Annotated in this window: 16 protein-coding genes; 14 read left to right on the top strand and 2 right to left on the bottom strand. The window is 68.0% G+C overall.

Features of this window, described 5'->3' with window-relative positions; genetic code table 11:
• The first annotated feature begins 12 nt into the window (after positions 1-12).
• From CLG85_RS14185 to CLG85_RS14140, 10 genes are all read left to right on the top strand, one after another.
• Positions 13-1050 (top strand): ABC transporter ATP-binding protein, encoded by a 1038-nt coding sequence (locus CLG85_RS14185; protein WP_095881183.1) that lies wholly within the window; start codon positions 13-15, stop codon positions 1048-1050.
• A 3-nt stretch (positions 1051-1053) separates the two neighbouring features.
• The gene (locus tag CLG85_RS14180) at positions 1054-1779 is read left to right on the top strand and encodes an ABC transporter permease (RefSeq protein ID WP_217989706.1); all 726 of its coding nucleotides are present in this window, start codon (positions 1054-1056) and stop codon (positions 1777-1779) included.
• Entirely contained in the window at positions 1773-1907 is a 135-nt protein-coding gene (locus CLG85_RS14175) for a hypothetical protein (protein ID WP_260349314.1), read from the top strand. Before CLG85_RS14180 ends, CLG85_RS14175 begins: the two co-directional genes overlap by 7 nt.
• A complete protein-coding gene (locus CLG85_RS14170) occupies positions 1904-2701 on the top strand; it encodes an ABC transporter permease (RefSeq protein WP_095881182.1) in 798 nt (265 codons plus the stop codon). Before CLG85_RS14175 ends, CLG85_RS14170 begins: the two co-directional genes overlap by 4 nt.
• Positions 2698-3126 (top strand): FAD-dependent oxidoreductase, encoded by a 429-nt coding sequence (locus tag CLG85_RS14165; RefSeq protein ID WP_260349311.1) that lies wholly within the window; start codon positions 2698-2700, stop codon positions 3124-3126. Before CLG85_RS14170 ends, CLG85_RS14165 begins: the two co-directional genes overlap by 4 nt.
• Positions 3101-4087 carry an NAD(P)/FAD-dependent oxidoreductase gene (locus CLG85_RS14160; protein WP_260349309.1) on the top strand — a complete coding sequence of 329 codons (987 nt, stop codon included), beginning with the start codon at positions 3101-3103 and terminating at the stop codon, positions 4085-4087. Before CLG85_RS14165 ends, CLG85_RS14160 begins: the two co-directional genes overlap by 26 nt.
• Positions 4084-5532 (top strand): aldehyde dehydrogenase family protein, encoded by a 1449-nt coding sequence (locus CLG85_RS14155; protein ID WP_260349307.1) that lies wholly within the window; start codon positions 4084-4086, stop codon positions 5530-5532. The genes CLG85_RS14160 and CLG85_RS14155 overlap by 4 nt, the downstream gene beginning before the upstream one ends.
• Before the next feature lie 24 nt (positions 5533-5556).
• Complete coding sequence (locus tag CLG85_RS14150) at positions 5557-5913, top strand: cupin domain-containing protein (protein WP_095884147.1); 357 nt, start codon at positions 5557-5559, stop codon at positions 5911-5913.
• A 31-nt stretch (positions 5914-5944) separates the two neighbouring features.
• Complete coding sequence (locus tag CLG85_RS14145) at positions 5945-7624, top strand: amidohydrolase (RefSeq protein WP_095884146.1); 1680 nt, start codon at positions 5945-5947, stop codon at positions 7622-7624.
• Between the two features lie 93 nt (positions 7625-7717).
• Positions 7718-8659 carry a LysR family transcriptional regulator gene (locus CLG85_RS14140; RefSeq protein ID WP_095884145.1) on the top strand — a complete coding sequence of 314 codons (942 nt, stop codon included), beginning with the start codon at positions 7718-7720 and terminating at the stop codon, positions 8657-8659.
• A 12-nt stretch (positions 8660-8671) separates the two neighbouring features.
• Here CLG85_RS14140 and CLG85_RS14135 read toward each other — a convergent pair whose 3' ends face one another.
• Positions 8672-9226: a HutD/Ves family protein gene (locus tag CLG85_RS14135; RefSeq protein WP_095884144.1), complete on the bottom strand. Its 555-nt coding sequence runs from the start codon at positions 9224-9226 to the stop codon at positions 8672-8674.
• Positions 9223-10587, bottom strand: coding sequence for a formimidoylglutamate deiminase (gene hutF, locus CLG85_RS14130; RefSeq protein WP_260349294.1), 1365 nt, complete (start codon positions 10585-10587; stop codon positions 9223-9225). The genes CLG85_RS14135 and hutF overlap by 4 nt, the downstream gene beginning before the upstream one ends.
• 381 nt (positions 10588-10968) lie before the next feature.
• On the opposite strand from hutF, the gene CLG85_RS14125 reads away from it, so the two are divergent.
• From CLG85_RS14125 to CLG85_RS14110, 4 genes are all read left to right on the top strand, one after another.
• Complete coding sequence (locus tag CLG85_RS14125) at positions 10969-11415, top strand: branched-chain amino acid transport system II carrier protein (RefSeq protein WP_260349289.1); 447 nt, start codon at positions 10969-10971, stop codon at positions 11413-11415.
• Positions 11390-12352, top strand: a complete 963-nt coding sequence (locus CLG85_RS14120) for a branched-chain amino acid transport system II carrier protein (RefSeq protein WP_260349286.1) — start codon at positions 11390-11392, stop codon at positions 12350-12352. The genes CLG85_RS14125 and CLG85_RS14120 overlap by 26 nt, the downstream gene beginning before the upstream one ends.
• 223 nt (positions 12353-12575) lie before the next feature.
• Positions 12576-14189, top strand: coding sequence for an HWE histidine kinase domain-containing protein (locus CLG85_RS14115; protein ID WP_260349284.1), 1614 nt, complete (start codon positions 12576-12578; stop codon positions 14187-14189).
• A 31-nt stretch (positions 14190-14220) separates the two neighbouring features.
• The gene (locus tag CLG85_RS14110) at positions 14221-14535 is read left to right on the top strand and encodes a response regulator (protein WP_260349365.1); all 315 of its coding nucleotides are present in this window, start codon (positions 14221-14223) and stop codon (positions 14533-14535) included.
• Positions 14536-14569: the final 34 nt, after the last annotated feature.

The raw sequence follows: 14569 nt of genomic DNA, 5'->3' as shown, positions 1-14569 counted from the left end.
GAAGACGCACGCATGTCAGGTCTCATCGTCGAAAACGTCGACAAGTTCTACGGCACCGTCCAGGCGCTCAAGGACATTTCGCTTACCGTGGACAACGGGCAATTCGTCTGCCTCCTCGGCCCCTCGGGCTGCGGCAAGACAAGCCTTCTGCGCATCGTCGCGGGGCTCGAGGATCCCAGCGCCGGGCGGATCGTTCTGGACGGCGCGGACATCACCACGACCCCGGCGCACAAGCGCGACTTCGGCATGGTGTTCCAGTCGCTTGCGCTCTTCCCGCATCTGACGGTGGGCGATAATATCGCCTACCCGCTGGCCATTCGCGGCGTGCCCAAGGACAAACGCCGCGCCGAGGTCGAGCGGCTGCTTGACCTCGTGCACCTGCCCGGCAAGGCCGACCGCGCCATCACGCAGCTTTCCGGCGGCCAGCGCCAGCGCGTCGCCATCGCCCGCGCGCTGATCATGCAGCCCAAGCTCTTCCTGCTCGACGAACCGATGTCTGCGCTCGACGCCAAGCTGCGCGAGACCATGCAGGTCGAAGTGAAGCGCCTGCAGCGCAGCCTCGGCGTGACCTCGCTGCTGGTGACCCACGACCAGCGCGAGGCGATGACCACCGCCGATCTGGTGGTAGTCATGTCCGAGGGCAAGATCCAGCAGGTCGCCCCGCCGATCGAGATCTACCGCAACCCCGCCAACGCCTTCGTCGCCGACTTCATCGGCATCACCAACCTGATCGCCGGTCGCATCGACGGCGGCCGCTTCGAAGGTCCGGGCGGCGCGCTGACGTTGCCGGGGGCAAAAACCGGCAATGCCACCCTGTCGATCCGCCCCGAGGACATCGCGCTGGCGCCGCAGGCGGGCGCGGACACGCTGAGCGGCACGGTGACCTTCGTGCGCCACCTTGGCGCCACCACCGAGATCAGCGTGGATACCGGCAACTCGGACCACAAGGACCTGACCGTCAGCCTGCCGGGCCGCACCCATTGCCCCCTCGCGATCGGCGACACGGCGCACCTCTCGGTCGATCCCGCGGCTGTCGTGGTTCTGGGCTGAGCCATGATCCAGTCACGCCCCCGCACCCCGCTGGGCTACCTGCCCATCCTGCTGCCAGCCTTCGCGCTCATCGCCTTCTACATCGTGCCCTTCGGCTCGATGGTCGGCATGTCGTTCTTTCACAACCTCGGCGGCGGCGCCTACGAGGAGGTCTTCACGCTCGAGAACTACGCGCGGCTGATCTCGCCCTTCTTCCTGAGCGTGCTCGGCACCTCCTTCGAGGTCGCCTTCCTCGTCGCGCTCTTCGCCATCGTCATCGGCTTCCCCTTCACCTACCTGCTGGTGAACGCAAAACGCGGCACGCAGGTGTTCTGGCTGATCGTCATGCTCTCGGTGCTGTCGCTCTCGGAGGCGATCATCGGTTTCGCCTGGTCGACGCTGCTGTCGCGCACCGCCGGGATCGGCGTTCTGTTCGAGGCGCTCGGCCTGACCGAGAAGGCCCAAAGCTACGCCCCCTCGCTCGGCGCGGTGCTGGCCGGTGTCACCTACATCGCCATGCCCTACGCCGTGCTGCTGCTCTACCCGATCCTGAGCCGCATCGAGCCCGACATCGAGCAGGCCTCGCGCACCCTCGGCGCCTCGCCGCTGCGCGCCTTCTTCAACGTGATCGTGCCGATGCACCGCACGCCCATCGTCGTCAGCTTCGTGATGATCTTCGTCTTCACGCTGGGTTCCTACCTGCTGCCGCAGATCCTCGCCGGCCGACCAACTGGACGCTCTCGGTGGTGATCTCGGACCAGGCGCTGCTGCAGTCCAACATGCCCTTCGCGGCGGCGCTGTCGATCTTCCTGATGACCGTAACCATTCTGCTTGTGCTGCTGGTCACCCTGATCAACCGGAAAGGCGCCAAGGCATGAAACTCGGCAAGATCCTCTCCACGCTGTTCTTCTGGATCGTCGGCATCGTCACCATAGCCCCCTTCGTGGTGATCGCCGGGGTCTCGGTCAACGAGCGCAAGTCGCTGACCTTCCCGCCCGAGGGGTTCAACCTCGGCTGGTACGCGGACCTATTCCTCGACGCCGAGTGGCGCGCGCCGCTGATGACCTCGCTCTCCATCGCGATCTGCGCCTCGCTGCTGGCGGTGCTGATCGCCTTCCCGGTGGCCTGGTTCAACTGGCGCTACCGCACCGGCTTCGGCAAGCTGGTGGCAGGCCTCGGCGCCATGCCCTTCCTGCTGCCGCCGGTGATCACCGCGATGGGCTTCCTGACCTTCTTCATCATCCTTGGGTATTACGGCGAGTTCTGGACGGTGGTCGTCGCGCACGCGATCTTCCTCGTGACCCTGCCGCTGGTCTCGCTATCGCTCGGCTTCGAGGACATCGACACCAGCCTCGTCGAAGCCTCGCGCTCGATGGGCGCCTCGGAAGCGACCGTGCTACGCACCGTCGTGCTACCGATGATCCGCCCCTACGTGATCTCTGGCTTCTGCTTCGTCTTCGTGATCTCGCTCAACGAGTACATCATCGCGGTGATGACCGTGGGCGCCGTCTTCGAAACCCTTCCGATGAAGATCTTTAACGCCCTGCGCTACGGCTACACGCCGGTCATGGCCGCCGCCTCGGTGGTGTTCGTGGCCAGCACCGTGCTGATCTTCTCTCTCGTCGCGGCCTTCAGCGACCTGCCGAAACTTCTTGGAGCCAGAAGCAAATGACCCTGACCCAAAAGGCACTCGCCCACGCCACACTCTACCCGCTGTGGCTCGACAACCCCGCCGCGCCGGACACCTGCCCGCATCTCGTCGGCGCGCGCGAGGCCGACCTCTTGATCGTCGGCGGCGGCTTCACCGGGCTCTGGGCGGCGATCATCGCCAAGCAGCGCGACCCGCAGCGCGAGGTGGTGATCATCGAGGCCGGCAAGGTGGCGCATGGCGCCTCTGGCCGCCCCGGCGGCATCGTCTCGACCTCGGTCATGCACGGGCTGGTCAACGCCGAGCGTGTCTTCCCCAAGGACATCGAGATGCTGGAGAAGCTCGGCATCGACAACCTCGACAGCTGGCGCGAGACCATCGAGAGCTTCGGCATCGACGCCGACCTCGAGTGGGGGGGGCGAGATGACCGTCGCCGTGCGGAAGGATGACCTGCCCGAGCTCCGCCGCGAGCACCAGCTGCACATGGGCCACGGCCATGACGTCGCTTGGCTCGACAAGGCCGAGGTGCAGGCCGAGGTCGCTTCGCCGCTCTTCGAGGCCGGCATCTGGTCGAAGGAGCGCACCGGCACCGTGCAGCCCGCCAAGCTGGCCTGGGGCCTCAAGGCCGCCGCGCTGTCGCTGGGCGTCACGATCTACGAGCACACGCCGATGGAAGAGGTCGAGGACCTCGGCCCGAAGCTGCGCATCCGCACCCATGACGGGGTGATCACCGCGCCCAAGGTGCTCTTTGCCACCAACGCCTGGTGCGCCGGGCACAAGAAGATCAAGAACTACGTCGTCGCCATGCGCGACCGGGTGATCGCCACCGAGCCGCTCAGCGACGAGCAGCTCTCGCGCATCGGCTGGATCCACCGGCAGGGCATCTACGACACCCGCACCCAGCTCAACTACATGCGTCTGACCAAGGACAACCGCATCGTCTACGGCGGGCGCATCGGCTACTACTACGGCGACAAGACCGACCCCGAGGGCGATCGCAAGATCGAGGTCTACGACCGGCTCGCGGGCTACTTCTTCAAGACCTTCCCGCAGCTCGAGGACGTGAAGTTCTCGCACGCCTGGTCCGGTCCGATCGACCTGACCACCCGGCTCGCGGTGCACTTCCAGCCCTATTACGGCGGCAAGGGTGTCTACGCGGGCGGCTACTCGGGCTTCGGCGTCACCGCCTCGCGCTTCGGCGCGCGGCTGGGGATCGAGATGCTGGATGACACCGGCGTGCCCGAGCTGGATCTCGGCCTTGCCAACTCCCTGCCCCGCCCGATCCCGCGCGAGCCGTTCCGCTGGCCGGGTGCCGCGATCACCATGCGCGCGCTCGACGAGGTCGATGACAAGGGCGGCTGGCGCCGCGCCTGGGTGAAGATGGTGCATGCGATGGGGTTCCCGCTGTGAGCGTTGCAGAAATGATCGAGACCCGCACCGATGCCGTCTTCCTGAACGGCCGCTTCCACGCCGGCAAGGGCGCGCTGCGCGACGCGGTGAACCCGGCGACGGGCGAGGCCTTCGCCCGCTTCGCCACCGCGACGCCGGGCGACGTGACCGCTGCCGCCGAAAGCGCCGAGCGCGCCTTCGGCACGTGGCGCCGCCTGCCAGTCGCCGAGCGTGCACGCTTCCTGCGCGGCTTCGCTGAAGGGCTCGACGCACGCCGCGACGCGCTGATCGAGCTACAGATGCGCAACAACGGCAAGCCGCGCTTCGAGGCCGAGATCGACCTCGGCGATGCCGCCGCCTGCTTCCGCTACTACGCGGATCTCATCGAGGGCGGAGCCCTCGACCGTGACCGCGTCGTGCTGCCCGATGACGGCTTTACAGGCCGCCAGGTGCTGGAACCCTACGGCCCCGCGGCGCTGATCGTGCCGTGGAACTTCCCGCTGGTCACCACCGCCTGGAAGCTCGCCCCGGCGCTGGCGGCGGGCTGCACCGCGCTGCTGAAACCCTCGGAGTTCACCACCCTCGCCGAGCTTGTCTACGGCGAGATCGCACAGGAGATCGGCCTGCCCGACGGCGTGCTGTCGATCCTGCCCGGCGAGGGCGCCATCGGCGCCGCGATGCTGGACGCGCCGCAAGTCCGCAAGGCCTCCTTCACCGGCTCCAACGCCACCGGCGCCCGCATCATGGGCGCGGCGGCCAACCGCCTGCTGCCGGTCTCGCTGGAGCTCGGCGGCAAGTCCCCCATCGTTGTGCTTTCGGATGCCGACATCGAGACGGCGGCGGAACTGGTCTGCGGCGGCATCTTCTTCAACGCGGGGCAGATCTGCTCGGCCACCTCGCGGCTGATCGTCGACGAGGCGATTGCCGACGACCTCATCGCCGCCCTGCGCGCGCGCATCCGCAAGATGGCCGTGGGCGACCCGCGCGGCGAGATCGACATGGGCCCGCTGACCACCATGGCGCAGCGCGACAAGGTGCTGGGCTACCTGCTGGCGGCGCGCTCCGAGGGGCTCGACTGCCTCTGCGGCGGCACCGGCGCGCTTGGCCCCGGCTTCTTCATCGAGCCCACGGTCTATCTCGACGTACCCGAGACCAGCGCGCTCTGGCGCGAAGAGATTTTCGGCCCGGTCCTCTCCGTCCGCCGCGTCAAGGGCGACGAGGCCGCCATCGCGCTCGCCAATGCCACCGACTACGGGCTGGCGGCGACCGTGGTGGGCGGCGATCCCGCGCGTGCCAATGCCGTGGCGGACCGCATCGACGCGGGCCACGTCTGGGTGAACACCATGCAGATCATCTTCCCCGAAACGTCGTGGGGCGGCTTCAAGGCCAGCGGCATCGGCCGCGAGCTCGGTTTCGGCGGGCTGCAGGGCTACGCCGCACTCAAGCACATCACCACCCCGGCGTAGGCCGGACCTTCCAAGGACAGACCAATGAGCAAACTCATCCGCCTTGCCCCCGAGGGCAGCAAAGGCCTCCAGCCCTGCGCCGTCGTGCCTGCCGAGGCGCTGCTGCCCGGCTCCGAACAGCCCGTCGAGCGCGGCGCCGTCGAGCTGTCGGACGGCGAGACCACCGGCGGCATCTGGGAAGCCACGCCCTATGCCGAGCGTTTCGACAACTACCCGTTCCACGAGATGGCGCATGTGATCTCGGGCCGCGTCATCATCACCCCCGAGGGCGGGGAGGCGCAGAGCTTCGGCCCCGGCGAGACCTACCTGATGGAGAAGGGCTTCACCGGCACCTTCGAAGTCACCGAGACGCTGCGCAAGTTCTACTTCGTCGCCGCCTGACCGCGACCATGAGACCCGGAGGAGACCCGACATGACGCCGAGCGCCGACACGATCCTGTTCAATGCCGCCCTGCTCACCATGGATCCCGCGCGCCCCCGCGCGACGGCCCTGGCGATCGAAGGCGGGAAGATCGTGGCACTCGGGGAGGATGCGGAGGTCCTGGCCCTGCGGGGCCCCTCCACCCAGCTGATCGACGCCAAGGGCCGCACCGTGATGCCCGGGCTCAACGAGAGCCACATCCACCTCTTCGTCGGCGCGGTCGAACTTTCGCAGCTCTCGCTCTTCGAGCAGTCGGGCTTCGAGACCATCAAGCGCCTGATCCGTGCCTATGCCGCCGAGAACCCGGGCCTGCCCATCGTGCTCTGCGGCAGCGCCGACTACACCATCCTCGGGGGTGGCCGCAGCCTCGACCGTCACGTGCTCGACGACATCCTGCCGGATCGCCCCCTCGCCCTCATGTCGCCCGACCACCACACGGTCTGGGCCAACACCGCCGCGCTCGGCAAGGCCGGGCTGCTGCACGGGCGCAAGCTCGCGCCGGGCAACGAGGTGGTGATGGGCGACGACGGTCTCGCCACCGGCGAGCTGCAGGAAGCCGAGGCCTTCGGCCCGATCTACGAGCTGACCGCCAGCGGCGGCCGCGACAAGCTGGGCATGGTGTCGGGCCTCGACCCCGCGACCCCGCCCTCACCCGAGGAACGCGCTGCCGACAAGGAGGTGCTCGAGCGCGGGCTGCGGCACCTCGCCTCCTTCGGCATCACCAGTTTCCAGAACATGGACGGCAACCGCTACACTCTCGAGCTGCTGGCCGAGCTGGAGCGCGAGGGCCGCCTGCTCTGCCGCGGCCGCGTGCCCGCGCGCTACGTCTCGGGCAGCGTTGGGGACGCGCTGAACCGCGCCGAGGAGATGCGCGACGCCTTCGCCACCCCGATGCTGAGCTCCGGCGCGGTGAAGTTCTTCATCGACGGTGTGCTCGACAGCTACACCGCGGTGATGAGCGCCCCCTACGAGGGTCGCCCCGACTGGTCCGGCGAGCCGCGCTTCGAGCCCGAGTTCTTCAAGTCCGTCTGCGCGCAGGCCGACGCCCGCGGCCTGCAGATCGCGGTCCACTCCATCGGCGATCGCGCGACCCAGATCGTGCTCGACGCCTTCGCCGCCGCCCGTGCGCGGAACGGCGCGCGCGACAGCCGCCACCGGATCGAGCACCTCGAAGTGGTGCGCGAGGAGGATTTCGCCCGACTGAGGGATCTTGGCGTCATCGCCTCGATGCAGCCGCCGCATCCCCCGGGGCAATGCGGGTTGCCGTTCGAGCCGACGATCACCCGCATCGGCCGCGCCAACTGGCCGCGCGCCTATGCCTGGCGGCGGATGCGCGACGAGGGCATCCCGCTGATCCTCTCGTCCGACTGGCCGGTGTCCTCGGTCGATCCCTGGGCGTCGATCCACGCGGCAATGACCCGCCAGCCCTGGCACGAGTGCCTGCCCGACAACCGCCAGACGCTGGACGAGGCGCTGATGGCCTATACGACCACCGCCGCCTATGCCGAGTTCGCCGAAGGTCAGAAGGGTATGCTGCGCGAAGGATACCTCGCCGACGTGGTGCTGCTCGACCGTGACCTCTCTGAAACCGCCGCCAACGACATGGCGGGCGTTCGCGCCCTGCTGACCATCTGCGATGGCCGGATCACCCACGAAGACGCGGCGCTCTGATCAAAGGGACGGGCCGCGACTGCCGGCCCGTCACCCCTTGGCCTTTCCCCGGGAAAGCGCCAAAATCGCCCAACCCAATCCAAGGCCGGACCCATGGTGAAACGCGAGACCCCGAATGCCGCGCTCGGGCGGCGCGTCAACTTCTCCGTCGAGAGCATCGACATCCGGCTGATCCGGATCTTCATGACCGTGGTTGAGGCCGGCGGCATGACCGCCGCGCAAGGCGAGCTGAATCTGGCGCTCTCCACCGTCTCCGAGAAAATCTCCTCGCTCGAGAAGCGCTTCGGCGTGCGCCTCTGCCGCCGCGGCCGCACCGGCTTTGCCCTCACCGAGGCAGGCGAGCAGTTCTACCAGGAATGCGAGCGGCTGGTCTCGGCGCTCGACCAGTTCGGGCAACGCACCATGGCGCTCGGCTCGCGGATGCCGCGCAACTTCACGCTCGGGCTGGTCGACAACATGATCTCCTACCCGAACAACGGCGTGTCGGGGGCCATCGCCGATTTCGCCGACCGAGCCCCTGAGGTGCATCTCAAGCTGGTCACGCTGAACCCCTCCGAGCTCTTGAGCGAGGTGCTCGCGCGCCGGGTCGACATGGTGGTGGGCAGCTTCCCCAAGGTGGCGCTGGGGCTCGACTACATCGATCTCTTCGAGGAGCAGCACAATTTCTACTGCGCCGAGGGTCATCCGCTCTTTGATGTGCCCGACGCCGAGATCGGCATCGAGACCATCCGCGATCACCGCATCATTTCGCGCGGCTACTGGGGCTCGCGCGACACGCGCATCTTCGCGATCACCGCGCCGCACGCCACGGTGGTCGACATGGAGGCCGAGGCGCATCTGATCCTCTCGGCGCGCTATCTCGGCTACCTGCCCGACCACATGGCGCAAAGCCTGTCGCACACGGTGCGGCTGCGGGTGATCCGGCCGGACCTGTTTTCCTACAAGGCCCGGTTCCAGATTGCCCTACGCCCGAACTGGGAGCGCCACCCGGCGACGAAGCTGATGGTGGAGAGCCTGCGCGACAGGCTCGCCTGAGGCTCCGAGGGCTCAGCCCGCGCTGATCTCGATGGTGATGAGATGCTCTGGGTGAGGAGCCAATGCGGCGACCTCTGCCCCGTCAGCCAGCACGGCGAGGTCATGGCGCGCAAGGCCGACCTCCGCCAACTCCCCGAGCGCGAAGACGAGACAGGTCAGCCCCATACCGCTCCCCCGACGCGGCGCGCCGCGAACGACCTCGGCACGGTAAGGCGGGCGCACCATGACGTTGAGGTCTAGCAGCTCCGGTCCCAGCAGATCGCAGCCGCAACCCACCTCGCCGCTGAAGGCAAAGGGAGCGGCTTGCGCTCCCAACTCGTGTATGGTTCCGTTCGGGAAACTCAGGCGCATCGGCCCGCCTTCGATCACCGTCAGGTTCCGCATCACCCCGGGAAAGTTCGAGAAGGGGCCAGATTGCGCGACCTTGGCCGTGCTGATCCGCCAGTCGAAGGCATCGAAGCCCGCGGCCTCCGGCACGCAGAGGATCTCCGCCGTCTCGCCGCCGCCATTCTTCCACGGGGTGAAACGGCGCGCTGCCGCTCGGTGGACTTCCGCAAAGAGGTTCATGCCTGGATTTTCCGAAGCACCTCGGCAAAGCGCGGTGCGATCTCCTCGTCGAGGGCGTGGCGCCGGTTCTCGATGACCTTCTTGCCGCGCACAATCACATCCCGGATGGCCTGATCGCCGAGGGCAAAGATCCAACGGTCGATCAAGGTATCTCCGCTGGCGGTACCGACGAACGGATGCTCATGGTCCATCACCAGCCAGCTTGCCGCGGCACCGACCTGCAGGCCCGCCTTGGCGATCCCCGCCGCCTGGTGCCCACCCGCCAGCGCACCGCCCAGCAGGCGGCGCCCGGTCGAGCTGCCTTCGCCCGCCGCGAGGCAGTTGCGGGCGCGGTCGCGCAGGCGTTGGCTGTATTCCAGTAGCCGCAGCTCCTCGGCCACCGAGGTCGCCACGTGGCTGTCGGTGCCGACGCCGAAGCGCCCGCCCTGGGCGAGGAAATCGCGGGCCTCGAAGATGCCGTCGCCAAGGTTGGCCTCGGTCGCCGGGCAGAGCCCCGCAACCGCGCCGCTTTGCGCCATGCGGGTGACTTCGCTGTCCGTCAGGTGGGTCGCGTGGATGAGACACCAGCGCGCGTCCACCGGCATCTCGTCCAGCAGCCATTCGACCGGGCGGCGCCCGGACCATGCGATGGAGGCCTCGACCTCGCGCATCTGCTCGGCGACGTGGATGTGTATGGGAGCCTCTTCGGGCAGCTCTGCAAGGATCGCGCGCATCTGCTCGGGCGTGGCGGCGCGCAGCGAGTGGATGGCGCAACCGGCAAGCTGCCCATCTTCGGCAGCGCGGGCGCGTACCGTCTCCATCAGGCGCAGGTAGCCGTCGACGTCATGCAGGAAGGGGCGCTGGCCCGCGACCGGCGGCAGGCCGCCGAAGTCGGACTGCGCGTAGAAGACCGGCAGCTGGGTGAGGCCGATACCGCTCTGCCGCGCCGCCTCGAACTGGCGCAGCGAGGTCTCGGCGGGGTTGGCGTAGGGCACGCCAGTGCCGCTGTGGTGCTGGTAGTGGAACTCGACGAGATGCCCGAAGCCGCCTTTCAGCAACTCGATCTGCAAATAGAGCGCCACGGTCTCGATGTCGTCCGGCGTCATGCTCCCGACGCAGCGGTACATGCGGTCGCGCCAGGTCCAGAAGCTGTCGGCGCTGGGGCCCGCGACCTCGGCGAGACCCGCCATGGCGCGCTGGAAGGCGTGCGAGTGCAGGTTGCTCAGCGCCGGCACCATGATCTCGACGCGCTCCATCCCCGGCGCCTGCTCGGCACCGGTCTCGACCCGCGCGATGGTCCCGGCCGCATCAAAGCCGATCACCACGTCCCGCGCCCAACCCTCCGGCAGCAGCGCCTGTCCGGCGAAAACCTGTGAAGTCATGATCCCCCTCTCTATTTGTATAGACTTATAAATACCTCCATCCAGCCCCCGCTGACAAGCCCGCATGGGACACCCCCGATGCGAAGATACTGGCGCTTGGCCGCAGGCAGCCTGCGCTCTGGCGGAGGGACGTTAGGTCGCACATGCCCGCGCCCCGCCGGGGTTCCCTTTGATCGCCCGCTTCTCTATAGCGGCGCCCACGCAGCCCGTTCCCGGCCCGGCCGAGGACCCGCCTGCAGGCCCCAACCGTTTCCGCCTGACGCCAAGAGTGCCGGTCCCCCGGCCGAACGTCTATTGGGACAACATCGCGGGCCGCTGTTTTTTCCAGTTCAGGTGCCGCCGTTCGGGCCGCGCCGGGTGCCCATCCAGAACTCAAAACGAATGGAAGAAGTCGCAATGGCGCAGGCCGGACAACAACGGGTGATACGGGATTCCGTGATCGTGGGGCTGGCGATGTTCGCCGTCTTCTTCGGGGCGGGCAACCTGATCTTCCCGCCGCAGATCGGCTTCCTTGCGGGTGACGGCTGGAGCGCGGCGCTGACCGGCCTGCTGATCACCGGCATGGTCCTGCCGGTGCTCTCTGTGGTCGCGCTCGGGCTGCGCGGCGGCACCGTCGAGCGGCTCTGCGCCCCCATCGCGCCCTGGTTCGGCTCGGCGCTGCTCTTTGTCACCATGCTCGGCCTCGCCTGGTTGATCGCCGTACCGCGCACCGCCAGCGTCGCCTTCGAGACCGGCTTCCGCACGCTTGCCCCGGCCCTAGAGCCCAAGCTCGGCATCTGGGTCTTCGTGCCGCTCTTTTTTCGTGGTCTCGACCTATTTCGCCCTTGACCGCTCGCGGGTGATCGATCGCATCGGCCGGGTGCTGACGCCGCTGCTGCTGGGGCTCCTGGGGATCATCGTGATCTGGTCGGTCCTCTCGCCGCTCGGCGTTCCTGCCGACACCGGCGAGGCTGCGCCCTTCCGGCTCGGGCTGCTGACCGGCTACCAGACCGGCGACGTCTTCGGCGGCATCATGTTCGGCATCATCTTCATCGAGGCCTTCCGCGATCGCGGCTACACCCCCGGCCCGCGATACACGGGCGCGCTCTGGGGCATGGCCCTGGTCACATTCCTCGGGCTCTTTTTCGTCTACGGCGGACTGGAGTACCTCGGCGCCACCGGCAGCGGCGTGCTCGGCTCGGACGTGCCCCAGGCAGGGCTGCTGACCGCACTCGTCGGGCAGCTCGCCGGCAAGGTCGGTGCCAACACGCTGGCCGTCGCGGTGCTGCTCGCCTGCCTGACCACGGCGGTCGGGGCGACGGCGGTGCTGGGCGAATACATTCAGAAGTGGTCCCGGGGCCGGGTCAGCTACAAGGCAGGCGTGCTCGCGGTCTCGCTCACCTCGCTGGTGCAGGCCTTTGGCGGCGTCGACTACATCGTCGCGCTGGCCGAGCCGATCTTCCTGCTGCTCTACCCGGTGGGCATCGCGATCGTGATCCTCGGGCTGCTGCCGCGCGCCTGGCTGAATGACGGCGTCTGGAAGGGGGCGACAATCCTGGCGATCGTGATGGGGGTCTATGACCTTGTCGCGAGCCTTGCCGGCAAGATGGGCGGCACCATGCCGCAAGCGCTCCGGCAGATGCACGACACCATCCCGCTGTCCTCCGCGGGCTTCGCCTGGCTGCTGCCGACCCTGGCAGGCGGGCTGGTCGGTGGGCTGCTCTGGAAGCTCTCGGGGCAGCCCAACACGGGATGTGCCGAGGCAAAGGGGTTGCCCGCGGAGTAAAGCCGCGCCACGAAGGCGACTGATCTCTGGGCCCCGCCGCGGATGCGGCGGGGCCCTTCCACATGAAGCCGCGCCCAAGCGGCCTGGTCCCGTCACGTCCGCATCAGCGCGTCGGCAAAAGTGCAAACAACCCTAAGATATTTTCGGAACTACACTTTCGCCTAGTCGTCACATCGACATTCAGTGCTATCCTCGTGCTTCATCCTCTTGCTGGAAGGCGCGCATGCTTCGTCAACAGAGCCCGGTCTTCGGGCCCATGGATTTTCTTGCCGGGGACGGCGAGATGGCCAGTCTGATCCGCAATACGGATTGGAGCGAGCATTCCTTCGGCCCCTCCGAGGAGTGGCCACAATCGCTGCGCTCGGCCCTCGCGATCTGCCTGAACTCCGCCTTCCCAACGGCAATCTACTGGGGCTCAGAGCTGCGCCTGCTCTACAATGACGCCTGGGCCCCCATCCCCGGCCCGCGCCACCCAACGGCGCTCGGCGCCCCGGCCAAGGAGGTCTGGAGCGACATCTGGTCGATCATCGAGCCCCAGTTCTCCGAGGTGATCCGCTCTGGCAAGGGGCTCTTCCTGCAGGACCACATGCTGCCGATGCAGCGCTATGGCTTCGAGGAAGAAACCTACTGGAGCTACAGTTTCACCCCGCTACGCGGCGAGCAGGGCAATATCGTCGGCGTCTGGAACACCGGCAGCGAGACCACCGACAACGTCATCCAGCGGCGCAACGCCGAGTTTCTACTCAAGCTCAACGAGGCGCTGCGTAGCGCTGGCTCGGCGCAGGAGGGGCTGAGGATCGCGGTCGAGCGGCTCGGCGTGCACCTCTCTGCCGCGGGGGTGCGCCTTGCCATCCCCGGCAAGCCCGGCGCGGGGTTCGACGTCGCCCAGTCCTGGGCCGCCCCGCAAGCGCGTCTTCCCGACGCCTCCAGCCCGCCCTGGATCAGCGCTGCCGCAGAGGCAGAACTGCGCCATGGCAAGACACTCTTCCTGACCCGGCGCGACCCGGAGCTCGATCCGCAGTGCCGCGCCTATCTCGAGGCCCGGCGCATTTCCAACGCGATCTTCGTACCCTGGATCACCGGCGGGCGGCTGGAGCAGGCGTTGCTCCTGCATTGGACCCGGCCCCGCGCCTACAGCGCGCTCGACGTGTCGCTGGTCGAGCGGGTGCTGGATATCGTCATGGGTTGGGTCTCGCGTGAGAAGACCCTCGCCCGCGAGGCGGTCATGGCACAGGAGATCGACCACCGCGCCCGCAACATGCTGGCGATCCTGCGGTCCACCGCGCGGCTGATCCGGGCCGATACGGTCGCCGAGTTCCGCGAGAAGCTGGACGAGCGGATCACATCGCTTTCCCGAACCCACGGGCTGCTGTCGCGCAAGAAGTGGGGGGGACGTGCGGCTGCGCGAGGTGGTCGACGAGGAGTTCTCTCCCTACGGCGCCGACATCCACGACCGGGTCACCCTCGACGGCCCCTGCGTGCCGCTCGATCCAAACGACGCGCAGATGATCGCCATGCTCGTCCACGAGCTGACCACCAATGCGATGAAACACGGCGCGCTGCGCACAACCGAAGGCACGCTACGGCTGCGCTGGGTTCTCGGGACCGAGGGGGTCCTGTCGCTGCACTGGGACGAGAACTTCCCGGGGGAGAGCGCCCCCGAGATGGTCTCGCAGGGTGGCGGCTTCGGCACGCAGCTGCTGACGCGCATCGCGCAGGACCATTTCGGCGGGCGGATCGAGCGGACGATCGGCCCGGGCCACCTGCGCTACGAGATCACCCTGCCCCGCGGTGCCTGGTCGGCGCAGGCCGCAGAGCCGCAGCCGGAGAGCGGTGATCCGGGCGCCGTCCGGGAGCGCCGCGCGGTGATGATCGTCGAGGACGAGCCGATCATCGCGATGGACCTTGTGGGAATGATGGAACATGCGGGCTATGCCATCTTCGGCCAGTTCGCCTCGGTCGCCGCCGGGCTCTCCGGCACCGCTGAGAGCCTGCCCGACCTCGTTCTGCTCGACGAGAACCTCGGCGGCGAGAAATCCACGCCGCTGCTTGACCACCTGCTCGCCAAAGGCGTGCCAGTGGTGATCATCTCGGGCTACGATGGCGAGGTGCGCACCGGCGTGCCGCGACTGTCGAAGCCGATCTCGGAAGCCGAGCTTCTGTCGACGATCGAGACCCTCTGAGACAGCAGGGAGAGGCAGCCTTCCGGCGCCCTCT

Source organism: Alloyangia mangrovi (assembly GCF_002300555.2).
Taxonomy (GTDB): Bacteria; Pseudomonadota; Alphaproteobacteria; order Rhodobacterales; family Rhodobacteraceae; genus Salipiger; species Salipiger mangrovi.
The sequence above is the reverse complement of the archived record's forward strand: the minus strand, read 5'-3'. Positions and strand labels throughout refer to the sequence as shown.

Coding starts and splice junctions, on each gene's coding strand:
- CLG85_RS14170 (WP_095881182.1), top strand. CDS start 1,904: ATGAAACTCGGCAAGATCCTCTCCACGCTGTTCTTCTGGATCGTCGGC.
- CLG85_RS14160 (WP_260349309.1), top strand. CDS start 3,101: ATGACCGTCGCCGTGCGGAAGGATGACCTGCCCGAGCTCCGCCGCGAG.
- CLG85_RS14110 (WP_260349365.1), top strand. CDS start 14,221: ATGATCGTCGAGGACGAGCCGATCATCGCGATGGACCTTGTGGGAATG.
- CLG85_RS14125 (WP_260349289.1), top strand. CDS start 10,969: ATGGAAGAAGTCGCAATGGCGCAGGCCGGACAACAACGGGTGATACGG.
- CLG85_RS14180 (WP_217989706.1), top strand. CDS start 1,054: ATGATCCAGTCACGCCCCCGCACCCCGCTGGGCTACCTGCCCATCCTG.
- CLG85_RS14150 (WP_095884147.1), top strand. CDS start 5,557: ATGAGCAAACTCATCCGCCTTGCCCCCGAGGGCAGCAAAGGCCTCCAG.
- CLG85_RS14115 (WP_260349284.1), top strand. CDS start 12,576: ATGCTTCGTCAACAGAGCCCGGTCTTCGGGCCCATGGATTTTCTTGCC.
- CLG85_RS14145 (WP_095884146.1), top strand. CDS start 5,945: ATGACGCCGAGCGCCGACACGATCCTGTTCAATGCCGCCCTGCTCACC.
- hutF (WP_260349294.1), bottom strand. CDS start 10,587: ATGACTTCACAGGTTTTCGCCGGACAGGCGCTGCTGCCGGAGGGTTGG.
- CLG85_RS14135 (WP_095884144.1), bottom strand. CDS start 9,226: ATGAACCTCTTTGCGGAAGTCCACCGAGCGGCAGCGCGCCGTTTCACC.
- CLG85_RS14165 (WP_260349311.1), top strand. CDS start 2,698: ATGACCCTGACCCAAAAGGCACTCGCCCACGCCACACTCTACCCGCTG.
- CLG85_RS14140 (WP_095884145.1), top strand. CDS start 7,718: ATGGTGAAACGCGAGACCCCGAATGCCGCGCTCGGGCGGCGCGTCAAC.
- CLG85_RS14185 (WP_095881183.1), top strand. CDS start 13: ATGTCAGGTCTCATCGTCGAAAACGTCGACAAGTTCTACGGCACCGTC.